At 39.9% G+C, this 24,957-nt stretch carries 23 protein-coding genes and 4 pseudogenes; 13 read left to right on the top strand and 14 right to left on the bottom strand.

Translation table 11 applies throughout. From position 1 onward, the window contains the following. Positions 1-38: 38 nt before the first annotated feature. From SLP02_RS10070 to aat, 3 genes and pseudogenes are all read right to left on the bottom strand, one after another. A complete protein-coding gene (locus SLP02_RS10070; RefSeq protein WP_319420523.1) occupies positions 39-1,790 on the bottom strand; it encodes a SpoIIE family protein phosphatase in 1,752 nt (583 codons plus the stop codon). Positions 1,791-1,834: 44 nt separating this feature from the next. Continuing rightward, positions 1,835-2,455: pseudogene (locus SLP02_RS10065) on the bottom strand (hybrid sensor histidine kinase/response regulator); the annotation flags it as partial. A 188-nt stretch (positions 2,456-2,643) separates the two neighbouring features. Further along, positions 2,644-3,216, bottom strand: coding sequence for a leucyl/phenylalanyl-tRNA--protein transferase (gene aat / locus SLP02_RS10060; protein WP_319420521.1), 573 nt, complete (start codon positions 3,214-3,216; stop codon positions 2,644-2,646). Between the two features lie 130 nt (positions 3,217-3,346). On the opposite strand from aat, the gene SLP02_RS10055 reads away from it, so the two are divergent. The 3 genes from SLP02_RS10055 to SLP02_RS10045 all read left to right on the top strand — a co-directional run bounded on the left by SLP02_RS10055 (position 3,347) and on the right by SLP02_RS10045 (position 6,048). After that, positions 3,347-3,685, top strand: a complete 339-nt coding sequence (locus SLP02_RS10055; RefSeq protein WP_319420520.1) for a hypothetical protein — start codon at positions 3,347-3,349, stop codon at positions 3,683-3,685. 19 nt (positions 3,686-3,704) lie between these two features. Beyond that, positions 3,705-4,967, top strand: a complete 1,263-nt coding sequence (locus SLP02_RS10050) for a YcjF family protein (protein ID WP_319420519.1) — start codon at positions 3,705-3,707, stop codon at positions 4,965-4,967. A gap of 367 nt (positions 4,968-5,334) precedes the next feature. Then, positions 5,335-6,048 (top strand): response regulator transcription factor, encoded by a 714-nt coding sequence (locus tag SLP02_RS10045; protein ID WP_319420518.1) that lies wholly within the window; start codon positions 5,335-5,337, stop codon positions 6,046-6,048. A 154-nt stretch (positions 6,049-6,202) separates the two neighbouring features. On the opposite strand, the gene SLP02_RS10040 is transcribed toward SLP02_RS10045, so the two are convergent. The 3 genes from SLP02_RS10040 to SLP02_RS10030 all read right to left on the bottom strand — a co-directional run bounded on the left by SLP02_RS10040 (position 6,203) and on the right by SLP02_RS10030 (position 9,414). Further along, a complete protein-coding gene (locus SLP02_RS10040) occupies positions 6,203-6,718 on the bottom strand; it encodes a hypothetical protein (RefSeq protein ID WP_319420517.1) in 516 nt (171 codons plus the stop codon). Between the two features lie 16 nt (positions 6,719-6,734). Beyond that, positions 6,735-8,078, bottom strand: a complete 1,344-nt coding sequence (locus SLP02_RS10035) for an FAD-binding oxidoreductase (RefSeq protein ID WP_319420516.1) — start codon at positions 8,076-8,078, stop codon at positions 6,735-6,737. Between the two features lie 70 nt (positions 8,079-8,148). Then, positions 8,149-9,414 (bottom strand): serine/threonine-protein kinase, encoded by a 1,266-nt coding sequence (locus SLP02_RS10030; protein ID WP_319420515.1) that lies wholly within the window; start codon positions 9,412-9,414, stop codon positions 8,149-8,151. 364 nt (positions 9,415-9,778) lie between these two features. Here SLP02_RS10030 and SLP02_RS10025 point away from each other — a divergent pair, with 364 nt between their 5' ends. The 3 genes and pseudogenes from SLP02_RS10025 to SLP02_RS10010 all read left to right on the top strand — a co-directional run bounded on the left by SLP02_RS10025 (position 9,779) and on the right by SLP02_RS10010 (position 12,609). After that, positions 9,779-10,765, top strand: a complete 987-nt coding sequence (locus tag SLP02_RS10025; protein WP_319420514.1) for an aldo/keto reductase — start codon at positions 9,779-9,781, stop codon at positions 10,763-10,765. 55 nt (positions 10,766-10,820) lie between these two features. Then, positions 10,821-11,661 (top strand): annotated as a pseudogene (locus tag SLP02_RS26610) (SDR family NAD(P)-dependent oxidoreductase). A gap of 69 nt (positions 11,662-11,730) precedes the next feature. Next, entirely contained in the window at positions 11,731-12,609 is an 879-nt protein-coding gene (locus tag SLP02_RS10010; protein WP_319420512.1) for an MBL fold metallo-hydrolase, read from the top strand. Positions 12,610-12,716: 107 nt separating this feature from the next. Here SLP02_RS10010 and SLP02_RS10005 read toward each other — a convergent pair. After that, positions 12,717-13,187, bottom strand: a pseudogene (locus SLP02_RS10005) (IS630 family transposase); the annotation flags it as partial. Between the two features lie 59 nt (positions 13,188-13,246). Between SLP02_RS10005 and SLP02_RS10000 the strand changes: the two are divergent. Both SLP02_RS10000 and SLP02_RS09995 read left to right on the top strand, forming a co-directional pair. Continuing rightward, positions 13,247-13,783 carry an alcohol dehydrogenase catalytic domain-containing protein gene (locus tag SLP02_RS10000; protein ID WP_319420511.1) on the top strand — a complete coding sequence of 179 codons (537 nt, stop codon included), beginning with the start codon at positions 13,247-13,249 and terminating at the stop codon, positions 13,781-13,783. 123 nt (positions 13,784-13,906) lie between these two features. Next, the gene (locus SLP02_RS09995; RefSeq protein WP_319420510.1) at positions 13,907-14,632 is read left to right on the top strand and encodes an SDR family oxidoreductase; all 726 of its coding nucleotides are present in this window, start codon (positions 13,907-13,909) and stop codon (positions 14,630-14,632) included. A gap of 119 nt (positions 14,633-14,751) precedes the next feature. On the opposite strand, the gene SLP02_RS09990 is transcribed toward SLP02_RS09995, so the two are convergent. The 4 genes and pseudogenes from SLP02_RS09990 to SLP02_RS09970 form a co-directional block, all read right to left on the bottom strand. Then, complete coding sequence (locus SLP02_RS09990) at positions 14,752-14,934, bottom strand: hypothetical protein (RefSeq protein WP_319420509.1); 183 nt, start codon at positions 14,932-14,934, stop codon at positions 14,752-14,754. Positions 14,935-15,146: 212 nt separating this feature from the next. Further along, positions 15,147-15,411 (bottom strand): annotated as a pseudogene (locus tag SLP02_RS09980) (Txe/YoeB family addiction module toxin). A gap of 132 nt (positions 15,412-15,543) precedes the next feature. Then, positions 15,544-15,699, bottom strand: a complete 156-nt coding sequence (locus SLP02_RS09975; protein ID WP_319420507.1) for a hypothetical protein — start codon at positions 15,697-15,699, stop codon at positions 15,544-15,546. A 126-nt stretch (positions 15,700-15,825) separates the two neighbouring features. Next, positions 15,826-16,839 carry a type I glyceraldehyde-3-phosphate dehydrogenase gene (locus SLP02_RS09970; RefSeq protein WP_319420506.1) on the bottom strand — a complete coding sequence of 338 codons (1,014 nt, stop codon included), beginning with the start codon at positions 16,837-16,839 and terminating at the stop codon, positions 15,826-15,828. Positions 16,840-17,256: 417 nt separating this feature from the next. On the opposite strand from SLP02_RS09970, the gene murC reads away from it, so the two are divergent. From murC to SLP02_RS09950, 4 genes are all read left to right on the top strand, one after another. Continuing rightward, positions 17,257-18,801 carry a UDP-N-acetylmuramate--L-alanine ligase gene (murC, locus tag SLP02_RS09965; protein WP_319420505.1) on the top strand — a complete coding sequence of 515 codons (1,545 nt, stop codon included), beginning with the start codon at positions 17,257-17,259 and terminating at the stop codon, positions 18,799-18,801. Between the two features lie 235 nt (positions 18,802-19,036). Beyond that, on the top strand, positions 19,037-19,915 hold the full coding sequence (murB, locus tag SLP02_RS09960; RefSeq protein WP_319420504.1) for a UDP-N-acetylmuramate dehydrogenase: 879 nt from the start codon (positions 19,037-19,039) through the stop codon (positions 19,913-19,915). Positions 19,916-19,995: 80 nt separating this feature from the next. Beyond that, positions 19,996-20,334, top strand: coding sequence for a YbaB/EbfC family nucleoid-associated protein (locus tag SLP02_RS09955; protein ID WP_319420503.1), 339 nt, complete (start codon positions 19,996-19,998; stop codon positions 20,332-20,334). A 96-nt stretch (positions 20,335-20,430) separates the two neighbouring features. Then, the gene (locus SLP02_RS09950; protein ID WP_319420502.1) at positions 20,431-21,228 is read left to right on the top strand and encodes a sulfotransferase family 2 domain-containing protein; all 798 of its coding nucleotides are present in this window, start codon (positions 20,431-20,433) and stop codon (positions 21,226-21,228) included. A gap of 3 nt (positions 21,229-21,231) precedes the next feature. On the opposite strand, the gene SLP02_RS09945 is transcribed toward SLP02_RS09950, so the two are convergent. The 3 genes from SLP02_RS09945 to SLP02_RS09940 form a co-directional block, all read right to left on the bottom strand. Further along, positions 21,232-21,747, bottom strand: a complete 516-nt coding sequence (locus SLP02_RS09945) for a pentapeptide repeat-containing protein (protein WP_319420501.1) — start codon at positions 21,745-21,747, stop codon at positions 21,232-21,234. A gap of 46 nt (positions 21,748-21,793) precedes the next feature. After that, positions 21,794-22,069 carry a LytR C-terminal domain-containing protein gene (locus SLP02_RS26605; protein ID WP_413467358.1) on the bottom strand — a complete coding sequence of 92 codons (276 nt, stop codon included), beginning with the start codon at positions 22,067-22,069 and terminating at the stop codon, positions 21,794-21,796. Positions 22,070-22,186: 117 nt separating this feature from the next. Further along, positions 22,187-23,296, bottom strand: coding sequence for an LCP family protein (locus tag SLP02_RS09940; protein ID WP_319420500.1), 1,110 nt, complete (start codon positions 23,294-23,296; stop codon positions 22,187-22,189). A gap of 501 nt (positions 23,297-23,797) precedes the next feature. On the opposite strand from SLP02_RS09940, the gene SLP02_RS09935 reads away from it, so the two are divergent. Beyond that, positions 23,798-24,859: a mannose-1-phosphate guanylyltransferase gene (locus SLP02_RS09935; protein WP_319420499.1), complete on the top strand. Its 1,062-nt coding sequence runs from the start codon at positions 23,798-23,800 to the stop codon at positions 24,857-24,859. Positions 24,860-24,957 lie beyond the last annotated feature (98 nt).

Here is a 24,957-nt window from a genome sequence, read left to right as displayed (position 1 = left end):
TGGTTTATATATAGTGAATTTTAAATTAATGTCAAACGCTATTTTTGTTTCAGTACAACTAAAGTGATGTCATCGTATACTTTCTCTACTCCAATATGCGATCGCACATCTTGAATCACTGCTTGTCTTATATCCTTAGCTGATTGCTGCCAGTTTTGCTGCACCACCCAACATAATTGTTCTAGTCCATAATGAACTCCCAAATGGTTTTCCGCCTCTGTAATTCCATCGGTGTATAGTACCACTACATCCCCAGGATTTAAATAAACTTTAGCTTGAAAAACAAAATCTTTAATTGTTTCTTCTAAGCCAATCGGAAATCCTAGATCAATTGTGTCTACCCTTTCGACTTCTCCTCCTGAGCGAACTACAACCATTTCTTCATGTTGACCGCTAAGACTTAGTACACCATCGTGATAATCTACTAAACATAAAGAAAGATTTTTATCTGAATTCATACGCTGGACATTTTTGTAGATAGTACGATTTAGCACTTCAAAAAATCGCTTAGGATCGGTTTCATTATTTTCTATTAAGGTGCGAACTGCCGTTTGCACCATTAACATCAACACTCCACTTTCTAAACCGTGTCCTGTTACATCGCCAATGCCAATAGTAATGCGTCCATGATGTTGCAGCACATCATAATAATCTCCCCCAACTTCATCAGCAGGTTCCATAAACCCCGCAATTTCTAACTCTTCAATTTGACTAAGTTCTTTTTCTTTGGGCAACAGCATCATTTGCAAACGCTGAGTTACTTCTAATTCGGCGCTCAGACGAGTATTTTCAGTTAGTAAACGATTATTAAGCTGGCTAATTTGCTCGTTTGCTGTAGCCAGTTGCGCTAGATAAGAGGATTCTCTATCTCTTAGTCTTTTTTGCTCTAGGCAAGCTCCTAACCGAGCTTTAAGTAGTGTGGGATTAAAAGGTTTTGCCAAATAATCTGCTGCACCCATTTCGATACATTTAATCACGCTATCAACTTCATCGAGAGCCGAAATCATGATCGTGGGAATGTGTCGCCAAGAACCTGAACGAATCCATTTGAGGACTTCATAGCCATTAATTTCTGGCATAATAATATCCAGCAAAATTAAGTCATAGATTCCCGTTTGGATCATTTTGATCGCCTGTTTGCCGTTAACAGCAGCGATCGCCTGATAACCCTGTGCCTGAACCTGACGAGCTAGCAAATTCCGATTGACTGGACTATCATCAACAATCAAAACCTTATAGCTGCTGGTATCTAAAGGATCGTTATTGGCGGCGATTGAACTGGCTGAGTCGAGAATCAAGTCTATTTCTAGAGAGTTATCTGTGGTTTCTGGGGAAACAGATGTTGGACAGTTGAGCTTTGTTTCGAGAATTGAAATATTAATTAAATTATTTATTTCTTGCAAGAGTTTATTGGCGGCGATATCTATTTTCTTGATATCGGCAATAAAGTCAGTTTCTATTAGAGGAATCAATTGCTGGCAATAATCAATTACTAACTGAGTTGGTTGTTCTAAGGCAATTTTAAGCTGAGGATTAGTAACAATCTTATTTAAATCTAATTCACTGTCTATTGATGACTCAGGATTTAAAAAACTATTAATCGAAACTAATAATTTAGTCCCACAGTCGCGAATGGACTCTAAATCAGGCAGATATTCTACATCTGCCTCAAGCTCCTCAATTTCTTCCATCAGCATCTCACTGTAGCCAATGATGGCATTAATCGGCGTACATAATTCGTATCGTAAATGAGAAAGAATGGATAACTGGGATTGACTATCTGTGGTCATGACATAGTTTCAATAAAAAAATTAGTTAAATTACAATCAACAAGCTAAGTTACTTGAATAAAAGTTTCGATTTTAGTTGGTAAACCAGATAGATAGATCGGTTTCGTATCGTAATCATCACAGCCAACTTCTAAAGCTTTTTCGCGATCGCCAGCCATAGCGTGTGCAGTCAAAGCAATTATCGCAATAGACTTAGTAGCGGGGTCTGTTTTAAGATTTTTGGTAGCTGACCAGCCATCCATTTCTGGCATCATCAAATCTGTAAGAATTAACTTTGGTTCATGACTTTGTAACTCAATTAATGCTTCTCGTCCATTTTTTGCACCGTTTTTGGTAAATTTGCTGGCATTGCTGAGAAGATTAAACAAACTTTGACGCACCTTAGTTAGATCGGCGTGCATTACATTTAGATCATCAGCAAAATTGAATTTTAAAGTATTATTATTCTTTTCAATCAAAGGGAGAATCGTAGATACTGTCTCGTTGATTAGACTTTTAATTTCAAAAGTTTCTAAATACAATTCCATACGACCTGCTTCAATTTTGGAGAGGTCGAGAATATCGTTAATTAGAGTGAGCAGGTGTTTACCTGCACCATGGATCTTTTTAAGATCGGGAATAAAATCATTTTGTCCAATATTTTCTGCTTCTTCTATAAGCATCTCTTTCATCGTCTCAAAGCCTATTGCTTCTATCAAGTTGACCACTACTGAAGTATTTTATATATTATTTTCAATAAACAAGACAACTGGTGCGATCGCAATCACAGGATAGAATTAATTTAGCTATCAAACTGTCAGGCATTTAATTTAATTAACCTGTTATTAGTCCTATAGAAGTGATAATTGAGAATTTAAGCAAAAAAGCAGTCTTGCATCATTGCCTGCTTAAGTAATCTTTGATATTCTGCTGCACTGATTACCTGTGAGCCAAAACGCTCCAAATGAGGATTTTGCAGTTGGGCATCAAAGACAACATATTTTCGGTGACGCAGATGCTCGACTAGTTTGACCATTGCTACTTTTGAACCATCGGTAAGGCGATAAAACATTGATTCACCAATAAATGCTCCTTTGATCGCAATACCTAATATTCCTCCTGCAAGCCGATCTCCCTGCCAAGTTTCAAAACTATGCGCCCAGCCTGCCTGATGTAAAGCAAAGTAAATTTGCATTAAATCTTCAGAAATCCAGGTTGTGTCGCGATCGGCACAGCCTTCACAAACTGATTTAAAATCACGATCGATCGCTACGGAAAACCGCTCTTGGTTTAATACACGTTGTAAAGATTTAGGGTAACGAAAGCGATCGTCTAAAGGTATTAAGGTACGCTGGCGACTAGAATACCAGTCCAATCCATCATCATCAGACATTAAAAAGTAACCCTGACTATACCCTTCAACAATTGAAGAAACATCAATTTTCATCTTTACTACTATTATCTATTTCTTAATGGAGATGTTTCAGTTTAAAAATAACTGTATTAAATTATTAGTTACCCATAATATTAAGTAATTAATGACTTCTATAAATTCAACATAACAGAACAAACTAACTATGAAAGACTCTCCTCAACCAATCGCTCCCATCACTTTGCCAGATGTAAAGCATCCAGAACAAGAAGAAGAATGGCTCAAAAAGTCTTTACACAAGTGGCTAGATGAGGAGTTTTTACCCGAAACGGTTAATGGCAAAATAGCTCAAAGGGCATCAAAGATCTTTGTACGTCAGCGTATGGAGGGAGAAAACGATTTGGGTTCATTAGTGATTGCTATCATTGCTGAAATGCGAGCTTTTGATTTTAGTCGCAGTTTTTATAGCGAATTTGCCGTCGCTAATGCCGTAAGTGACTTGATTTTAGCTAGTCTAGGTATAGATCGCTGTTGCGGTGGATAACTTTAATAATCATTGAGCAATGAGCAAATTTAACTGGACAAATGATTGGAAAAATCAGGCATCAAAAAATATAGATGATGCTACGCGACATTTAAAAAATTTACTTCCTGTCGATCGCCTTGCGGACAAAGCAATGGACTGGTTTAGCGTTAGTGATGAAAAAGTAGCAGAGATTTTAACAACCGTTAGAGCCAAACTGCCTACCACAGAAGCATTATTAATTGGTAAACCTCAAGCTGGCAAAAGCTCAATAGTTCGTGGGTTGACGGGAGTATCAGCAGATATTGTTGGGCAAGGATTTCGTCCCCATACTCAAAATACACAAAGGTACGCTTATCCTTCTGAAGATCTACCCTTGCTTATCTTTACAGACACTGTGGGATTAGGAGATATCGATCAAAATACCCAAACTATTATTGAGGAACTAGAACAAGAATTAAAACAGGAAAGTCAATGTGCCAGAATTCTAATTCTGACGGTTAAAATCAGTGACTTTGCGATCGATACTTTACGACAGGTAGCCGAAGAGTTGCGCCAAAATCATCCGACTATTCCTTGTTTATTAGTAGTTACTTGTCTGCATGAAGTTTATCCTAGCGATGTGGCAGATCATCCAGAATATCCCCCAGATTATGAAGCCGTTAATCGCGCTTTTCAGGCAATTAAAAAAGACTTTGGGCAGCTTTGCGATCGCGCTATTTCAATTGACTTCACTTTAGAAGAAGACGAATACAATCCAACTTTCTACGGTTTGGAAGCGTTAACCGATGCTTTGGCTGAATTGCTTCCAGAGGCAGAATCACGAACAATCCATCAGCTACTAGATAATACTGGTGGAGACGAACTAGGCAATCTTTATCGAGATACTGCCCGACGTTATCTAGTAGCCTTTTCTACTATTGCTGCAACCTTGGCTGCTGTTCCTCTACCTTTTGCCACCATGCCTGTTTTAACTGCATTACAAATATCTTTAGTAGGACTATTAGGCAAGCTGTATGGACAGACTCTATCTCCTTCTCAAGCTGGAGGAATTGCTAGTGCGATCGCTGGTGGCTTTTTTGCCCAGGCTATAGGCAGAGAACTAATTAAATTCATTCCTGGTTTTGGTAGCGTCATCGCCGCATCATGGGCAGCAGCTTACACTTGGTCTTTAGGAGAGGGTGCTTGTGTCTATTTTGGAGATTTGATGGGGGGTAAAAAACCCGATCCTAAAAAAATTCAGTCAGTCATGAAAGAATCTTTTGCCTCTGCCAAAAAGCGATTCAAAAACGTTCAAAAATAGTGAATATTTTTTAGAGAAATAACAAAAGTTTTGAAATCATGAAATATCTGTTATAAAAGACTTTGAGAAAAATAACCTAAGAAACACAAATAAAACATTAAATACTATCCCGAAAATTGGCTGACAATATTTATCTAGTCAATAAATTAAAAATAAGTAAGAAGTAGAGGTGAGCTTTTGTCATATATAAGTCATTAACATAACCTAATCAATAAAAATAGACATAACCGCAAAAGTGGTCTATGTTGTTGGCATTATTTGATTATGCGTTGATAATTGTCTAAAAGACTGATATCAAGAATATAAGCTTTGTTTTCTCTTTTAAAGCCTATAAGAGATTTTTATCCTTAATTTACTTATTGAAATTATGCAAACTGCTTCTGCTAAAATTTTAGTTGTAGATGACGACCCTGCAATTCGTAATCTAATATATCGTTTTCTTGGTCAAAAAGACTATTTGCTTGAGTCGGCTGAAGATGGGCAAACTGCATTAAAAGTTTTTGAACAGTTTAATCCAGATTTAGTAATACTTGATGTTAATCTTCCAGACGCATTAGGGTATAACTTATGTGAGCAAATGCAGCGTCATACTGATGTGTTTATTCTGATGCTCACCAGCCGTGCTGATGCTGCTGACAAGAAAGAAGGATTTTTGAAGGGTGCTGATGATTATCTCACTAAGCCTTTTGACCTTCAGGAATTAGAGTATCGAGTAAAAGCTATTTTAAAAAGACAAAGAACAGTTACAACTTCAGAAAAGCAACCATTAGTATTCAGCAATATGGTTATAGATCCAGTTCGCCGAGAAGTAAAAATAAACGATAAGTTAATTTTACTTACGGCCTTAGAATTTGACTTACTCCATTTTCTGGCTACTCGACCTGGACGAGTCTGGCGCAGAGATGAGCTAATTCAAAATGTTTGGGATTATGATTATGTTGGCGATCAAAGAGTTGTAGATGTTCATATAGGTCAAATTCGTAAGAAAATCGAAGTAGATGCTGCCGAACCTTCTTTTATTCAAACTGTACGTGGTGTTGGCTATAAGTTTGAGGTAGATGCAACTCCAAGTGTCGTTTAAAGGCGTTGCAGAAATTATAGTTATTTCAATTAATTTTCTAGTATTTAACTGCTGAAAGGTCAGAGGTCAGTGTTCAGAAGAGTTTAAGGCTTTCATCAAAGTCATCTTGTCTAATACGTTTCCTATTTGAAATGACTATAGGTGTTTAAAATCTTTAGCTAAAAGTGTTAATAATTGCTTTTTTGATTGCTTGTTGTTGCTCACTGTCATAACCCCAGCGTTGTAAAAATTCTTGATAATCCCCCTGTCCTGCTTCAATTGTCATTTGCAACTTCTGCAATTCATTTTCAATCGACTTTGATTTAAGAAGTTGAATTAACTTGCAAGTACGCTCTTGAACTTTTTGCGAACCTTTGGCGTTTTCTAAATCATGCTGGCGATCGTGAGCAACAACCATCGCTGAAGACATAGCCAGATTCTTAACCAATAGTTCGTTTGCTGTTTGTGGAGAAGATTTTAAAGCATTGATAACTCCTGGAGAAGGATTATCTGCTAGGTTAAGCTCACTGGTTAAGTAAGCCACAAAAAACCCCCTTCCTCCGTTTTTAGTCTCGATCATGGATGTTAATTCTTGTTCAATTTCAGCTTCACTTAGTTGGGCAGCATTCATTTTATCCATGAGGGCTTGAGTGGTAGCGATCGCTTGAGGAAATGATAATTGATTGGTCATATACTTTAAATAGAAATTATTTGCTAAAACCGCGCATTTTACCAGGATTTAATAAGCCGTAAGGATCTACTTTCTGTTTGAAAGCTACTTTTTGCGGATCGATCTGTTTGTTGCCACCGTCTTCGATGGTGTAAACGTGAGGATTGGCAATAAATGCCCCTTGAGATTCGTGATTACGTATAATCTCATTTAACCTTGCCTCGGTAGTGTAGCGAATTAGCTGCAACCCAGCAGGGACAGCCTTATTTCCCGCCCGCAAAAATTCCAGGTGAATCATAATTTCATCCCCAGCTTGTTGGTACAGTTGCTCTAGTCTATCGAGGGTGAAATAAAAAGTTTGTAAATAAGTCAAGTTGCTATCGACATTGCGAGCATGGAGAGTAGTGTGATTCCAGGTAAACTCTAATAAGCTAGTACCCTTAATTGCTTCAGAGGCACTTTTGCTATAGGTTATTTCTCCTTGATATTCTCTGACTAAATCTTGGAGAGGAGCAAAGTCATACTCCGACACCATCAGCAAAGCGCAATGTTTTCCTTCAGGTAAATAGTTTTGTAGGGCAGCAAAATAGCGAGTAATCGGTGCAGCATGAATACTAACTAGTTTTTTGACAATACCGTTACTGTCGCTTAATGCCTGTCCAAACTTAGCAGCAGTCATAAAGTCAGCAAATACCACAATTACTTCTTGCCAAGGATAAGCAGGGGCTAGGGCAATCTCCAGTTCGGTAATAATTCCTGTTGTACCGTAAGCATGAAGCACCTTTTGTACCTCATCTCCAGACAGTTCCATAACTTGAGGCTGTGCTTCTAAAGTTACGATGCGTACTCGTCTTAGATTACCGCGATCGCTGATTTGTCCATAGTTAACCGAACCCATGCCCGCACTACCACCGCTAATAAAGCCACCAATGCTAGCTGTACGATAGGTAGAAGGAGCCATACGCAGTTCCCAACCTATTTCTCTCGCCTTTTTATCAAAAGCTGCCATCTTGACTCCTGGCTGTACACAGGCTATTCCAGGTTTCAACCATTTGATTTGATTCATTTTGGCAGTATCTAAAATAATGCCACCCTGTAATGGTATGCACTGACCATAGTTGCCTGTTCCAGCACCTCTGACGGTTAAGGGAATTTTGTGCTTGACGCAAGTGTGGGCAACTCGTACTATTTCCTCTTCTGTGGTGGGGAAAATTGCTAATTCTCCTCGTTTATCTTGCAATTGCTCGGTCAGAATCGGACTGAAGTGATAATAATCTAAAGATAGTTTAGTTAAACGATCGCGATCGCTAATCGTTTCCATCCCTGCCAACTCTTTGGCGATCGCTTGATAATTTATATTTGTATTAGTATTTGCGTTCATCAATTTACTTACTACTCGCTACTTTTGCATCAGTAACCTTTGTGTTTTAATCGAGCGGCTTGCTGCGATATTAAAAACCTTTTCTAAATTTTTCCCCTTGATTTATTGGAGTGCTAAGGCTAGGTCCATTACTATTTGCGGGACTTCCCTTCTGCTCGGCACTAGGCTGCTGCAATAATATATATATACCACCAATCATGAAGGTAATCAGAGCGATCGTCAAACTGACGATTTCTAAACTAGAAATATTTTTATACTTTGGCTTTTTGGCATTTAGCTGAGATTTTAACTGACTTTGTGTAAATATAGGATTGACCTTTACTGGTGCTAATTTATTATTTAAAGCAGTGGCGTTATAACCTGTATTTTGCCCCATACTCTCATTCATATTTAGATTAGTAGCATTGGAAAATGGTTGAAATTTTTCGACTACGGGTGAAGCGATAATATTTGGAGTCTGAACTGCTTCTGAAGTTTGCAAATTTATATTTTCATTAACGGCAATGGACTGATTTTTCCCTCCAACATTATATAGAGTATCTAGAGCTTGTAAAACTTCGGTTGCCGACTGATAACGCTCATTAGGTTGATACCTTGTCATTTGAGTCAAAACTTTAGCCAATTGAGGACTAACATTAGCTAAAGATTCCCAAATTAATTCTCCTTCTTCATCATCTTCTAAATCTATAGGCACAATTCCTGTAAGTGCCTGAATGCCAATTACGCCCAACGCATATAAATCACTTGCGGCTAGAGGCTTTCCTCTAGCTTGTTCTATAGGCATATAACCCTGTGTTCCTACTGCCACTGTTAATTGATTAGCGTTTGCTTGTCCATGTAGTACCGCTTTAACTGTACCAAAATCTACTAAGACTAATTTGTTGTCAGAATCACGGCGAATTAAATTATCTGGTTTAACATCACGGTGAATTACCCCTTGAGAGTGAATAAATTGTAAAACATTCAAACCATCTTTTAATAATTCAATAACTTGTGTTTCTGTCCAAGCTTGGGCAGTAGTTAACTTTTGAACAAGAGTTTGACCTTGAATATATTGCTGAACTAAATAAAACTTTTCTTCTTCTTCAAAATAGGCTAGAAGCTTAGGAATCTGTTCGTGATGTCCTAATATGTGCAGAGTAGACGCTTCAGTGTAGAATAAACGACGAGCTACTGCTAAAAGCTTTGAGTCTTCACCACTAGGATACAGTTGTTTAACAACACACTTATTTTTTCCTGGTAGCTGAGTGTCTTCTGCTAAATATGTTTTGCCAAATCCTCCCTTAGCAATATACTCAATAACTTTATAACGAAAGCCTAAAATTTTTCCCTTCACAGTCGAGTACAAATTTAAATTTTGTGATCGTCAAAGTACAGGGATATATTAATACCAAATAAACAAATTCATGATAACTAAGTCTTTTGAGTAAGATGGCGACTTGTATTCTCGGTGGCGATCGCTCTCAAACCGATCTTTGAATTTTTTTATCGTTTTATGTTTGGTTAAATCATAAGCTGTATATCCCCGATTAAATTACGCTTTAGGTCTATTTTTTTATCAATTTGAAGTCAGAAAAAGCAAGATTAGACAAGTCTAAGCAACAAAAAAGAAGAATTGCTCGGCAATATTTTATATGTTGTGATTATCGAGCGTTGATTCCAAAAACAACGCTATTGATACGTAAGGTAAAAGAATAGAAATGAAATATCATCAGCTTGGAAGTACTGAGACAAAAGTATCAGCTTTAGGTTTAGGCTGCATGGGAATGTCTGCTGCTTATGGCGGTAGGCAAACAAATGAAACCGAAAGTATTGCCACTATCCATCATGCAGTCGAACTCGGCATCAACTTTCTTGATACAGGAGATTTCTACGGTTCGGGACATAATGAAATGTTGATCGGTCGGGCTATTAAAGATATTCCTCGCGACAAAGTATTTATCTCGGTCAAATTTGGGGAACTTCGTAACTACGACGGTAGTTCTTTAAAGATTGATAACCGTCCCGTGGCGGTGCGTAACTTCTTGGCATATAGCTTGCAAAGATTAGGTGTCGATTATCTAGATTTATATTATCCCACCAGAATCGACCCTGATGTTCCCATCGAAGATACGGTAGGGACTTTAGGCGAATTAGTAGAAGAAGGTAAAGTTCGTCATATTGGCTTATCCGAAGCGGGGGGAGATACCCTGCGTCGCGCTCATGCCGTTCATCCCCTGACAATGCTGCAAACCGAATACAGTCTCTGGACGAGAACTCCTGAAACAGATGTATTACCCGTATGTCGGGAATTAGGAATTAGTTTGGTAGCATATTCTCCTTTAGGAAGAGGCTTCTTGACAGGTGCAATTAAAAGTCCTGATGACTTCGCCCCAGATGATTCTCGGCGAAATTTTCTCCTTGAAAACGGGGAAAATTTTCAGCATAATTTGGAACTGGTCGATAAGGTCAAAGAAATTGCTCAAGAAAAAGGCTGCACCCCAGCACAGTTGGCTTTAGCTTGGCTGTTGGCACAGGGAGAAGACATTATTCCCATTCCAGGTACGACCAAAAGCCATCGAGTTGAAGAAAATGCTCGTGCAGCAGAAATCGAACTGACTCCAGAAGATCTCAGTCGCATTGATGAAATTGCACCTCATGATGTAGCCAAAGGAACTCGCTATCCCGAATCTATGATGCCAACCTAAAAATATGTAATTGATGAGTCTATAATTATGGAGAAAATATATAAGAATTAAAGAAATGACAATGACCGATAACAATAATAACAATACAAAAATCGCTTTGGTAACTGGATCTAGCAAAGGACTGGGCAAAAATACTGCTTTGGCGTTGGTCAAGAAAGGAGTCAATGTAATCTTGACCTATAACAGCAGCGAAGCGGAAGCTAATAGCATTGTTTCGGCGATTGAAATGGAAGAAAGAGGCGTTAAAGCGATGCAGCGCGTTGGGCGGGTTTCCCGACTTGAAGCGACTGCATCAAGAAGCAGCCGCGCTGCAACTGGACACTTCTGATACAGCAACCTTTGATGGCTTCACCGCGCAAGTTAAACAATTGCTTCAGGAGAAATGGCAGAGAGATTAGTTCGATTTTCTAGTTAACAATGCTGGAATCGGCATCAACAAACCCTTTGCCGAGACAACCGAGTCAGACTTTGATCGCTTGATGAATATTCAGTTAAAAGGCGTTTTCTTCTTAACGCAAAAACTTCTTCCCCTAATTAAAGACGGTGGACGAATCGTCAATATTTCATCGGGAGTTACCCGATTCGTTCAACCTGGTTATGCGGCATATGCAAGTATGAAAGGAGGCATAGAAGTGTTTTCTCGCTACCTAGCGCAAGAACTGGGTGAAAGACACATTGCCGTCAATACCATCGCTCCTGGTGCTATTGAAACAGACTTTGGTGGCGGTATGGTGCGCGACAATCAAAAAATCAACGAGGTTATTGCCTCGCAAACCGCACTAGGTCGAGTAGGCGTACCCGATGATATTGGCGCTGCGATCGCTTCTTGACTTTCTGAAGACAACAGATGGGTCAACGCCCAAAGAATCGAGGTGTCTGGCGGACAGCATATCTAGTTGATTGCTGGGTTACCTCTCATAGTTTTGTAATACACGTAATCGTCTCAATAAACAACAAATTCATTCATGAAAACTCAACCACCAAGTCTATATCGATTCGAGCTAGGTAAGTTTAACATTACAGTATTAAGCGATGGCACAATACCGTTGGATCTTTACGACCTTCTAACCAATACGACCCCAGGAAAGATCGATAGCCTACTTCATCAAAGCTTTCTAACGAATCCAGTCGAAACCTCTATTAATGTGTTTGTGATCGATACTGGAGACAAAATCATGCTGGTCGATACGGGATCGGGAGAAATGTTTGGACCGCAAATTGGCGGAAGGTTACAGACCTCGCTGAAGGCTGCGGGTTATGCACCTGAAGACATTGATGTAATTCTCTTAACTCATATTCACGCAGACCATAGTGGCGGTTTGGTCAAAGGTGAACAGCAAATTTTTCCAGTCGCTACCGTTTACGTAGGTCAGCCCGATGTCGATTTTTGGCTCGACCGAGCAAATGCAGAAGGAGTACCGTCCGATCGTAAAAGATCTTTTGACCAAGCCGTTAAGGCGGTCAAACCTTACCTCGATGCAGGCAAGCTCAAACCATTTGCCAACGAGACGGAAATTTTACCAGGAATTACGACACATCCCACCCCTGGACACACCCCTGGACATTGTTGCTATCGCGTTGAAAGTGGCGGTGAGAGCATTGTATTCTTGGGCGATCTACTTCACTTCGCTTCGGTTCAATTGCCGAATCCTGAGACTACGATCGTTTTTGATGTCGATTCCAATGCCGCTGCTGCACAACGTGCGAAGCAATTAGCTAATTTTGAAAAATCACGCTGCCTAGTTGCAGGTGCCCATTTGCCCTTCCCAGGCGTGGGACATATTCGAGGCGAAGATCGAGGTTATAGTTGGGTGCCGGTGAGATACCGTTGGCGCGAATCTTAAATCAGGATAGAGTCTTACAACAACTAATCACAGATAATGACGATCGCTCTCAAACCGCTCTTCGACATTTTTCAGGTATTTTTGATCTTTTTATGTTTAATATAGCATTACGCATATACGTTAGGACATTTTTTGAAAGCTGTATCAACACATTCTCTAACAGTCTCAAATTCTTTAACTCTCTGCTTCATCCAAGTTTTGAGAACCGACCACCAACGCTCTATCTTGTTTAGATCGGCAGAATAAGAGGGCAAATACCAAATCTGGCACCCTGCTTCTTCTACTATTTCTTGAATACTTTGTCCTTTATGAAAAGTAGCATTATCAATAATAATGATATTTCCAGGTTGAAGTTGAGGAATCAAACTTTCTTTAAGCCATGTCTCAAATAAATCTCGATTACATGACCCTTCAAAAGTTAACGGAGCAAACACTTTTCCTTCTTTGAATGCAGCAATCCAACTTACTCTCTCATTTCTTTTACCAGATTTGAGTGCCTAACATCTTTCTCCTTTGGGGCTATAACCATAGGGATAATCGTCTCGGTTATCGAATCCTGCTTCATCCACATAAACAAGGTTTTGTATGAATAGAAAATGACTATAGTTACATAATTAGGAGACAAGAGGTAATTAAAATGAAAATATCTTCCAACACAGCGGCGTGGCAGCCGAAACCAGGATCTCCGCTCGAGGTCAAGCCAGCCCCTTACACTTCACCCAGCGAGAATGAAATTGTCATCAAGAATGCCGCGGTGGCCGTTAACCCAATCGATTGGAAATTGCAAGATGAAGCCCTATTCGACTGGCTGCAATACCCTCTCATTCTTGGCGATGACGTCGCGGGTGAAGTCGTGGAGGTCGGCAGTGGGGTATCGCGCTTCAAACCTGGCGATCGCGTCCTTATTGGAGATCCTGAAGCCTGCTACGAGGTTGTCGACAAGTGCATCGGTAACAAATTTGTTTCAACGACTTTGCCTATACCAGAAAACAAGCCCAGCACTGTTAACGCCAAGCAAATCTTTGGCTCTACCCTTAAAGACAACGAAGTCAGTCAAGCTGTTTATGTAGATTTCCTGGCAAAAGCTCTCGCTGAGGGTAGCTATGTTGCCGCTCCTGAGCCTTGGGTCATTGGCAAGGGTCTTGAGTCTATTCAAGCTGGTTTAGAAGCTTAGAAGAAGGGCGTGTCTGCGATGAAAGTGGTCATCACCCTAGAAGGCGTTACATAAATAACAGCGTTACTCTTTTCGCAGGTATCTTACAAAATAAACTTACAACACAGTTGGAGAGAACAGTAAATGAAGGCTAATGTTAAAATAGCTCTGGTAACAGGAGCAAATAAGGGACTCGGCTTTGAGATTTCGCGCCAGCTCGCTCAAAAGGGCTGCACTATACTACTCGGCACTCGCAATATGGAACGCGGCGCGGCTGCGGCGGAAAAGCTCAAGGATGTTGGAGACGTGCAGCCAATTGAAATTGACTATGAGCGTTCCGACACAATAGAACGTGCCGTCGAAACGATTAAAAATAAGTTTGGCAGGCTCGACATTTTGGTCAACAATGCTGGTATCGCCGATTCTGCTGACGGACTGCCGATAAAGACAGATATAGCCGCCGTCGAACGCATCTTCGCCACCAACTTTATCGGTACGCTGCGAGTCGTACAAGCCATGCTGCCTTTAGTCAAACAGTCAGCTAGCGGTCGTATTGTGAATATATCGAGCGGTCTGGGATCGCTGACGCTCAATGGCGACCCGACGTATAAGTCTGTGCAATACAGAATGTTAGGCTACGGGGCGTCTAAGGCGGCGCTGAATATGCTCACGGTGCAGTTGGCATCTGAGTTGCAAGGCACCTCTATCAAAGTAAACTCAGCCGCGCCTGGGTTTACGGCAACTGACGCGACTGGAAATATGGGAAAACCCGTTGAAGAGGGAGCCACTGAGCCAGTGCGTCTGGCACTGCTTGAAGATGATGGGCCAACTGGTGGCTTCTTTGAGCAGGAGGGCAAAGTCCCCTGGTAGAAAAACTCCGCATTAATATAGTATTTGTTGTGAAGTCCTGCGACCAACCAATCGCTTAAGGCGATCGCGCCTGGGTTAAAGAAATTATTCACTTGCTTTCTATTTGAAATGACTATACTTTAAACAATGGGGAACATTGCCTCGCAGTTTTGAATGGTTATTTCTGGGTAACTGGCTGCATATTTTAAGATTAAGCCTTGACGGGAATTAAGTTGATATAACTGTGCTAGTTTTTCCCAAGGTTGAATTGAATTATTATTAATTACTTCATCACCAATATCGTTTTTCAAATAGGCTTTCATTAAGGTTTCAATTTCCTGAAAAATTTCTTGTTGATGGGATTTGCTACTACGATCCTTGCATAAAGTTCGGCTCAATAAGCTACGCAAACATCAAAATAAATTTAAAAATACTGCTCAATTGAAGCTTTTTAGAGATTTTTAATTCACATTAGATGTAGATCCTAACTTTTTAAGTTTTACACCCAAAGTGCGGTTGAAATGAAATAAAGAGTCTAATAATGATAACGGCATTGCAATAAAATTAGTTTTTCATCGCTTACTTGATACACAAGTCTATGTTCTTGGGTAATTCTTCTCGACCAACGAGATCGGGGGTAAATATTTTAACTTTTCAGGTTTACCAATGCCTTTAACTGGATCTGCAATTACTGCTTCGACTAAATCTAAAATGCGATCGCAAACTTTGCGATCTTTTTTTGCCCACCAACGTAAATCATCCCGAAATTGCCGCTCAAAAATAACGGCTTTACCGCTCAATACTCAACTCCTGACAAAGCTCTGCTAGGCTTTCTGATTTTGAAGCTGGTTCATTGTCGATCGTATCAGCCCTTTCCATAGCTGCTGTTAGTTTTTGAGCATTAGCAGGAGATCTAAATAAATGTAAGGTTTCTAAGATATTTGAAAGTTCATGACTTTGCCAAAATTGCCACGTCTTCTTTGCCCTGTCGGGTGACAATGATAACGTCGCGATCGCGCGATCGCTTCATCTAATATCGAAGCTAAGTTTCGTCGTAAGTTAGTGTAGTTTGTTTGTTTAGATAGCATAAAATAAGTACATATATCTGTACTTATAATAACAGGCAATTTGAAAAATTTAGTCAAAAAACACCCCGCCTAAGCAAATTAGAGAGGTGTCTAACAAAATCAGTTATAAAGCTTTAGCCTTCAATCTTACATTTCTTTGGCAACTAGTTCAGCTAGGTCAACAACACGCTGAGAATAACCCCATTCGTTATCATACCAAGCAATGACTTTAACCATGTCACCATCCAAGACCATAGTTAGCTGTCCATCAATGGTCGAAGAAACGTTAGTACCTTTAAAGTCAGAAGAGACTAAAGGTAGATCGGTGTAAGCTAAAATGCCTTTAAGTTCTCCTTCTGCTGCTTTTTTCAAAGCTCCATTAACTTCTTCGACAATGGTTTTCTTTTCAACCTGAGCAACCAAATCAACTACAGAAACGTTGGGAGTAGGTACGCGCATGGCGATACCGTTGAGCTTTCCTTTTACCTGCGGATATACAAGAGCTACGGCTTTAGCTGCACCAGTAGAGGTAGGTACAATATTTTCGGCTGCTGCTCTAGCTCTTCTAAGATCGCGGTGGCTAGCGTCAAGAATACGTTGGTCACCCGTATAACTGTGGGTAGTAGTAATCGCCCCTTTAATAATGCCAAACTGCTCATCGATCACTTTAACGATGGGAGCAAGACAATTTGTAGTGCAACTTGCATTACTAAGAATGTCAAACTCACCATGCTTGTACTGATCATCGTTAACGCCCATTACATAGGTACCAATATCAGGACCACTACCAGGGGCAGTAATAACTACTTTCTTTGCTCCTGCCTGCAAGTGTTTACCAGCACCAGGGGCATCACGAAAAACACCAGTAGACTCGATAACCAGATCGATGTCCCATTCTTTCCAAGGCAAGTTCAAGGGATTGCGATCGGATACGCACTTAATTGTTTTGCCGTTGACGAGCAGAGAGTTACTGTCATGACTAATATCCGCATCTAAAACACCCAGCATAGTGTCATACTTCAACAAGTGAGAGTTAGTTTTAGGATCGGAAGTATCGTTGATACCTACCAACTCCAAATTGGTGTCGTTGCCTCTACTTAATAGACATCTGACGAAGTTACGTCCAATACGTCCAAAACCGTTAATCGCTACTCTGACCACTATTTTTTGCCCTCTAATTTTATTAGGTTAATAGATTAAAACATTCTTAATAAGACTCATCATATCGTAAAGTAAGCATAATTCAAGACCCTATTTATAAATAAGTTTGGAGGTCTATAAAGGCGAAAAAAGAGGTCAAATAGTTCGCTCAACATTAACATAGATTAAAAAATCCGAAAATGTTGTCTTTAAAGTAAAAAAACTCTTGATTTATCGGTAATTTCTTCAAATATATCTATTTGAAAAATAAATTTAATTATCTACGAGCTATTGTTTATACCTAAGTTCAAAAAAATATTGTTATCATAGCCCGTATTGTTTAAAGCGATGTCAAGTCTTAGACTACTCAACATTAGAACAATAGAGTAATCTGTGATTCTTGAGCAGAGTTTTTGTGTTATGAGAGGAAACAAAAGGGTGACAAAGATAGATTTAAATGGTAGACCATTTCACTTTATCGGTGTGGGTGGAATCGGAATGTCGGCTCTGGCATACATCGTTGCTCAACGTCAACTGCCAGTGTCTGGTTCTGATTTGCGTTCTAGCCATATTACCGATCGCCTGGAAACTCTAGGAGTTAAAATTTTTTATGGTCATGAGGCAAGTAATATCAATTCTTTTACTTTTCCTGGTAGAGAGCCTCAACCGTTACCAGTAACTGCGGGAGGACAAGCGGAAATTATCCCAGCAGTTGAGATGGTAAATAATTGTGCCAATTCTTTACCCCAGGTTATTTGTTCGACAGCGATCGCCCTTACTAATCCCGAATATCAAGCAGCGGTGGAGCTAGGCTGCCCGATTTTTCATCGCTCCGATCTTTTAGCAGCTTTAATTGAACAGTATAAAGGAATAGCGGTTTCAGGAACACACGGAAAAACTACTACCAGTAGCTTAATCGGCTATATGCTGCTAGCAAGCGGTGTCGATCCAACTATCATTGTTGGCGGTGAAGTTGATGCTTGGGACGGTAATGCGCGCTGCGGACAGGGAGAATATTTAGTAGCTGAAGCAGACGAATCTGATGGCTCTTTGGTTAAGCATCACCCTAATATCGGCGTAATTACCAATATTGAACTAGATCATCCCGATCGCTATCAAGACATTCGCGAAGTAATTGACATCTTTCAGACTTTTGCGGGACAGTGTAATACTCTAATTGGCTGTATTGATGATCCAATTATTCGGGACGAATTGGCGTTAACTATTAGCTATAGTCTTGACCCCTCTACAGGCGCACATTACACAGCCAAAGATATTATCTATCATGGTCAAGGAAGTAATGCTGAAATTTGGGAGAGGGGAGTATATCTGGGAAAATTACAGTTACCAATGTTAGGGAAACATAACCTTAGTAATGCTCTAGCTGCGATCGCCGTGGGCAGACAGGTAGGTTTAGAATTTGCCACTATTGCTCAGTCTATCTCGACATTTGCAGGTACAAAAAGGCGGTTTGAACATCGGGGAGAAGTTAACGGTATTACTTTTATTGATGACTATGCCCATCATCCTAGTGAAATTGACGTTACTATAGCTGCTGGTAAGCTGAGGGTATCAGGGAATGACGATCTAAAAAGAGTGGTGGCGATTTTTCAACCTCATCGCTATAGTCGCACCAAGACTTTTTTAACTGAGTTTGCAGCAGTTTTGAAAAACGCAGACGTGGTTGTGATCGCTGATATTTATAGCGCAGGAGAAAAAAACACCTTCGGAATTAGTGCAGAGGACTTAGTTAAAGCGATTGCGAAGCTAGAGCGGGCGGAAACGCCGAATTCAGTTCGGCTTGTTCCACGCCCGCTAGAAGGCATCGCGCCCAATCACAGCAATGTTCACTACCATGCTGACGTTAACTCGATCGCCGACTTTTTATACCGAGAAATATTGCAGCCAGGAGATTTAGCAATGTTTCTGGGTGCGGGTAATCTAAATCAATCAATCCCTAAGACTATTGCCCTGTATCAATGAACAATTATCAACCTCGACAGTTTACTCGCCCTCGACAATAACCTCAACGGGGGGAACCCCCGCAACGGTTTTGTCTCGCAACGGGTCATAGACCCGCAACGTAACTATCTCGCAATCATCAATGAGTACCAGTAGGCTGGGCAAACTAAAAAAAAATGCTTTATCAAGTATTTAAAAAACAAATATTTGCCCACCACGCCCAAAATAAGCTTTTTCAGCAATTAATAACTATGACATGAACAATCTAATCCAGTCTGGAATATCTTTGGCAAATCAGACTTCATACAAAGTTGGTGGAAATGCCCAATGGTATGCTGCACCGAGAAATTGGGATGAGCTTAAAGCTAGCTTTGAATGGTATCAGGCTCAGGATATCCCCCTGACTTTGCTAGGGGCTGGTTCAAACTTACTAATTAGCGATCGCGGTATTCCTGGTTTTGTGCTTTCGACTCGCTATTTCCGTAGTTATGAATTTGACTCCCAAACAGGTTTATTAACTGCTGATGCAGGGGAGGCGCTCGCTAAATTAGCTTGGAAAGCAGCGAAAAGAGGCTTAAAGGGCTTGGAGTGGGCAGTAGGTATTCCAGGCACGGTAGGCGGGGGTGTGGTGATGAATGCAGGGGCGCACACATCCTGTATGGCAGATATTTTAGTCAGTGCTACCGTCTTATCTCCTGACGGTACAATTGCCGAAGTCACACCAGCAGAATTGGCATATAGCTATCGTACATCGAATCTTCAGGGGGGCGATCGTCTGGTAGTTAAAGCGACAATGCAGCTTGAGCCAGGCTATAGTAAAGCCGAAATGATCGAGCTTTCTAACCAAAATTGGACACAGCGCAAGACAACTCAGCCCTATCATTTGCCTAGCTGTGGTAGCGTTTTCCGTAATCCTCAACCTCATGCAGCAGCAAAATTGATTGAACAGCTTGGCTTGAAAGGTTATAAAATTGGCGATGCTCAAATAGCTCATCGCCATGCCAACTTTTTTCTTAACTGCGGTACGGCAACCGCCAAAGATATATTTGAATTAATTCGCTATGCTCAAGAAAAAGTAGAATATCATTGTTCAATATCTTTAGAGCCAGAGGTTAAGCTAATTGGAGAATTTTAGATCTCTCCTTTCTAGGCTAAACTTATTGTTCTCGTTAATTTCGTAGTCACTAATATAAAAGCTAACAACTAGATATAGATATGGCAGGAAAAGGATTTGGTCCACTAGGAAAAATGAAAGAACTTGCTGATGCTTTTAAAAAGGCGCAGGAAGTCCAAGCGGGAGCGCAACAACTCCAAAATGAATTGGAACAGCTAGAGATTGAAGGAACTAGCGAAGACGGACTAGTTAAAGTAGTTATGAGTGGTAATCAAGAACCCCGTCGTGTAGAAATTTCCCCTGATGCTATGTCTCAGGGCGCAGAAGCTCTTTCTGCATCTGTAACCGCCGCTATGAAATCTGCCTATGAACAGTCTACAGAGATGATGCGCGGGCGCATGGAAGAATTAACCAGCGGTTTGAATCTTCCTGGAATGTAGATTTCAATGATTAATGATCAATTAGGGGTGTTTGTAAATGCTCCTAATTTTTTTGTCTAATAGTTCAACAACTGTAGGTCGTGAGATTAAATATTCATGATTAGATTCCTAAAATATTCTGCTAGCAATTACAAACCTTTAGAAGAAAATGCCAAGCATAATTTTGCCAAGCAGCATACTATGCAAATTTATGGTTCTAACGCCATCTACAGCTTTATTCCTAAAAATGCCTGTAGCACCATGAGAACTTCTATTGCTTATGCCAACGGCTGTATTGATAATACTGAGGACTTTAACTGGATACACAAAAATAATCAGACTTTTAATGCTGAATTATCGGACTTGATTGTTGCTAACTATACATTTACCATCTTGCGCTGTCCCTTTGCCAGGTTAGCAAGTGTGTATCTGGATAAAATAGTTTCTAGAGACAGAGTAGCCTGGAAATTTTATGATCTGATAGATAGAAAAATTGAGTTGGAACATATATCTTTTGCCAGATTTGTTCAGGAATTAAACAATAATACCGTCAAAAGCGGCGATCAACACTGGCGATCGCAAGTAGATTTTATGGTTTATAAGCAATACGATGATTATTTTTGTCTAGAAAATTTTGCTGAAGTTATGACTACGCTCAAAGCAAAAATAGATTTGGAAATAATAGATGCTCGTAATCTAACTAATCATGGTTTAGACAAATTGAAGTTTGTAGATAATGATTATTCTCAGGTTAAGCCTGCTAAGATTTTTAATCTGAAGCAAGAAGGCTGTTGTCCCTCGCCAAAATCTCTTTACAATGATGAACTAATCGAAGCCGTATCAAAGCTGTATCAGGATGACATCAAGCTTTATCAGGATGTAATTGAACAGCCTCAATTAATGTTTAAATTATAATAATTAATCTCTACACCCTAAGCTATATCTAGTTTCTACTCCTGTAGTTGGGTTGACCCCTTCTGCTCTTTTACACATCTGAGATATCTGATAGCGATCTAAAATAGCGTCGGTAAAGTCAGCACCAGTAATATTTGCTCCTTCAAAATTGGTACTAGTAGCAACCGCGTCTTTAAAAATAGCGTTGGTTAAATCAGAGTTTTCAAAAGATACACGATCCATCAAAGAGCTAGTGAAGTTAGAATCCTTGAGGTTGGTATTAATAAAAATTCCTTTAGTTAGGATTGAGTTACTCACGTCTGAACCTTCAAAATTAGAACCTCTAGCATCCGCAGCAGCAAATACAGCGCCTACAAGGTCTTTGTGAGAGAAATCCTGTCTGCGTATTTCACTGTATGTATAATTTACCGCACTGTCTTGAGCCATAGCTGGAGTAGCGTTTAATAATACCCAGATTATGGCGATCGCTATAATCACCAAGATGTTAAGTAAATGTTGTTTTAATTGGGATAAAATCATGAATTTAAGAATAGTATATTTTAAAAGTTAGTGTTGGTTAATACGCTCAATTATTTACAGAAAGATTATGTGCATCTTCGCCAATTTTGAGCGTCAGTTCTTGTTGCTCAGATTTAAAATTAGGCTTTAATCTACCAAAATTTAAAACGTTTTTTACATAGTTTGCTGTTTTCAGGTGACTATGATTGACAACAATTTGAGTTTGCTTTAATTTTAGCGGTATATGCTCAACTAAATAAACATTTTTAAAATTTTGTTGACGCAGATAATTAACGACTTCCGTCCCTAATTCAGGGCTATCGGTAGTATTTTGGACGGCAATAGTAAAATTTAAAATAGGACTTGGTAAGCTTTCTGTAGTGTTGGTAGTCGTAGTAAAAATAGACTGCGCCTTGATGGATTTAGAGGAATTGGGTCGATTATCGGCTGTAACAGCCTCTCATGGGACATATTCTGGCAGAAGACTTGCAGTAATATTTTCTGGGTCTAAATCCTTGACAAAATTAGCTATGGACATTAGTTCTGGTAAAGATAGATCGGTATCTAATTTAGGCTTAATATCGGTAACTGCTGCCTGAAAATTAGCTAAGTAAGCAGGAATATTAAGATGTTGGTGAATAGCTTTTAAAGTATCTTCTTGTCTGATAATTTGCCCTACTTTATTGGAACAGTCGGCAATTCTAGAATCACAATTGTCTAAAATAAGTTCACTGCTAGCAGCAAGCTGCTGAAAAACTTCAGGAGTGGCACGCACGTAGCGATTAATATTAACTTCCTCTATTAACTGAGTTAGTACTTGAGATACCAAAGGTACACCCCCATATCGGTGAGCATCAGCAATTGTTCCCCAACCAAATCCAGGAATTTTTACTCGACTGTCGGTGGGAATATTTATTATCTTTGCCACCCCATGATCAGGATCGAATTGCAGCACCAAAATTGCTTTAGTTTTACCGATGGAGGTACTAGAAAACTTAACCATGCTGCTTGTATCGGGTTCAACCTCAATCAATAGTAGGTCGATAGGGCGACTAAGAACAGCTTGATTTAAAGATCCCGTTAGATTAGAATTGGCTTTAATTCCTTGGGCGATCGCTTCTTGAACGGCGCATTCGCGCCAACGTCCCTTCGGGACTTTGCACTCCGAAGGAGTGCTGTGTCGCTCATGGGGGAAACCCCCACCGCGAGAGTGGAATATGCTGCTTGCGAAGCAGCATTTCCTCTCGCAAAGACCGCGCTGAATCGCTTTTTCCACTACATTAATTCTAGTTAGGGCAACCCCACATCCAGCAGAAAATGCTGCGGTAAAACTTATAATTCCTCCCCAAAAAAGCCCCTGCTTAAAGTAAGACCACTGGGAATGCTTTTGCCAAAACCATAAAGGTTGATGTAATAAGGTAATCGGTTTTGTATTCATTGACCGATAAGCAGTATTTGATTCTCTTGTCAATTTGGCAAACTTAATTTCATTATCACTAGATTCAACTATTCTCCCGCCTCCAAAATGAGGTAAAGTTCTATCTTTTTTACGAGACGATTCACTATTCATACACTATTTTATTTTGTAAAGCACAAATTATCCACTGATGTTGACCAACGGTCAGAGCAGGCTTCGTCCGTTTAGAAGTCCGCGTCGCCTGGGGTTTCCCCAGGCGTTCATGTCGGACGCGGCGGAGTAATCTCTGACTAATATATCTATTGATAAAAAAATATTTCTTGAATTAAAACTATTCTTAAATTAAAGTTGATAAGCAAAAAGCCGATTAATTTTAGCTGTATCAAACAAGTAATTATCTCTCTGCCCATTGCGATTTGGTATTTACGCTTTTTTTGTGTGACAAACCACTGGGCGTGGAATAGCGGTGAGAAAGGGGTACCCCCCGCATCTGCCCCTAAACTACAGGGAAACGATTTAAAAGTCGGTAATATTTCAATTTTTTATAGTACTACCCTAATCAGAACCAGTTGATTAATCAATATAGCCGCGTACAAAATCAAATTATCAAGACTGCCAACCATTTTCATAAGCCACACTGTAAAGGAAAAATCAATGAAAACTAAATTAATCCCAATTATTTTGGCTGGCGGAAAAGGAGAACGTTTTTGGCCAGTAAGTCGTCTCAAGAGACCAAAACAATTTTTGTGCCTTGATGGTGGTAATCGAAGTTTAATGCAGGCCACGGCAGATCGCCTTTTAAATTTGGCAGGTGGTTGGGATAACCTGTGGGTTATTACTTCAGAAATTATTGCCAATGGAGTTAGAAAACAGCTACCCGATCTGCCAGAGTCAAATATTTTAATTGAACCCCAGGGTAAAGATACTGCTCCGGCAGTTGCTTGGGCAACTTTAGAAGTAGCAAAAAAACATGGTGAAGATGCTATTGTCGGTTTTTTTCCTGCGGATCATTGGATTAACGATCTTGCAGCCTTTGAGGAAACTCTGGACGCAGCAGCCCAGCAAGCTGCGTCTGAGCCATCTATTGTCACCTTGGGCATCGCCCCCAATCAGGCAGCTACAGGCTATGGATACATTGAACAGGGTATAGAAAAAGGTAAATTTAATAGTTTACCTGTCTATAAAGTGAGTCGTTTTACAGAAAAACCTGACAAAACTACTGCTCAATCCTTTATTGATACTGGTAAATATAGCTGGAACAGTGGCATATTTATCTTTAAAATAGGGGTTCTTTTAGATGAGTTAAAGAAATATTCTCCTAATCTACTGGATTTGTTGTCAAAAAAAGGCAAAGATGCCTATGCTGAACTAGACAAACAGAGCATAGACTATGCTCTGATGGAAAAAACGCAGTTAGCCTGTGTCTTGCCTGCCAATTTTGGCTGGGACGATTTAGGAGACTGGAATGGTGTTGAACGAATCCTTAAAGGAGACAAAAACAATGTAGAGTTAGGTAATCATATTAGCAAAGATACTCAAAATACTATTATTTATGCCAGCAATCGTGATGAGGTGATTGTGACTATTGGTGTAAAAGATGTAGTGATCGTTCGCGATGGCAATGTAACTTTGGTGGTCGATAAAGACCATACTCAAGATATCAAGGAAATAGTGAAGTCTTTAAAAGACTCACCTCATTACAAGCATCTTCTTTAAAATCAGCTTTTAGCTCTCAGCCTTTAGCTAGCACTTTTGAATACAGCTTCAAAAACTCATTGAATTTGATATTCACATCCTGATTTAGAACAAATTAC

It is taken from the genome of Pleurocapsa sp. FMAR1, from assembly GCF_963665995.1.
Classification (GTDB): Bacteria; Cyanobacteriota; Cyanobacteriia; order Cyanobacteriales; family Xenococcaceae; genus Waterburya.
Note: the sequence above shows the minus strand (reverse complement) of the source record. Positions and strands in the feature narration are given on the sequence as shown.

Bases quoted from the DNA above. Each gene is read 5' to 3' on its own strand.
- SLP02_RS09950 (WP_319420502.1), top strand. From the start codon at position 20,431: ATGATTAGATTCCTAAAATATTCTGCTAGCAATTACAAACCTTTAGAA.
- SLP02_RS09940 (WP_319420500.1), bottom strand. From the start codon at position 23,296: ATGAATAGTGAATCGTCTCGTAAAAAAGATAGAACTTTACCTCATTTT.
- SLP02_RS10025 (WP_319420514.1), top strand. From the start codon at position 9,779: ATGAAATATCATCAGCTTGGAAGTACTGAGACAAAAGTATCAGCTTTA.
- SLP02_RS09955 (WP_319420503.1), top strand. From the start codon at position 19,996: ATGGCAGGAAAAGGATTTGGTCCACTAGGAAAAATGAAAGAACTTGCT.
- SLP02_RS10045 (WP_319420518.1), top strand. From the start codon at position 5,335: ATGCAAACTGCTTCTGCTAAAATTTTAGTTGTAGATGACGACCCTGCA.
- SLP02_RS10010 (WP_319420512.1), top strand. From the start codon at position 11,731: ATGAAAACTCAACCACCAAGTCTATATCGATTCGAGCTAGGTAAGTTT.
- SLP02_RS10050 (WP_319420519.1), top strand. From the start codon at position 3,705: ATGAGCAAATTTAACTGGACAAATGATTGGAAAAATCAGGCATCAAAA.
- aat (WP_319420521.1), bottom strand. From the start codon at position 3,216: ATGAAAATTGATGTTTCTTCAATTGTTGAAGGGTATAGTCAGGGTTAC.
- SLP02_RS09975 (WP_319420507.1), bottom strand. From the start codon at position 15,699: ATGCTATCTAAACAAACAAACTACACTAACTTACGACGAAACTTAGCT.
- murB (WP_319420504.1), top strand. From the start codon at position 19,037: ATGAACAATCTAATCCAGTCTGGAATATCTTTGGCAAATCAGACTTCA.
- SLP02_RS10070 (WP_319420523.1), bottom strand. From the start codon at position 1,790: ATGACCACAGATAGTCAATCCCAGTTATCCATTCTTTCTCATTTACGA.
- SLP02_RS09990 (WP_319420509.1), bottom strand. From the start codon at position 14,934: ATGAAAGCCTATTTGAAAAACGATATTGGTGATGAAGTAATTAATAAT.
- SLP02_RS09935 (WP_319420499.1), top strand. From the start codon at position 23,798: ATGAAAACTAAATTAATCCCAATTATTTTGGCTGGCGGAAAAGGAGAA.
- SLP02_RS10055 (WP_319420520.1), top strand. From the start codon at position 3,347: ATGAAAGACTCTCCTCAACCAATCGCTCCCATCACTTTGCCAGATGTA.
- SLP02_RS09995 (WP_319420510.1), top strand. From the start codon at position 13,907: ATGAAGGCTAATGTTAAAATAGCTCTGGTAACAGGAGCAAATAAGGGA.
- SLP02_RS10040 (WP_319420517.1), bottom strand. From the start codon at position 6,718: ATGACCAATCAATTATCATTTCCTCAAGCGATCGCTACCACTCAAGCC.
- SLP02_RS10000 (WP_319420511.1), top strand. From the start codon at position 13,247: ATGAAAATATCTTCCAACACAGCGGCGTGGCAGCCGAAACCAGGATCT.
- SLP02_RS09945 (WP_319420501.1), bottom strand. From the start codon at position 21,747: ATGATTTTATCCCAATTAAAACAACATTTACTTAACATCTTGGTGATT.
- SLP02_RS10035 (WP_319420516.1), bottom strand. From the start codon at position 8,078: ATGAACGCAAATACTAATACAAATATAAATTATCAAGCGATCGCCAAA.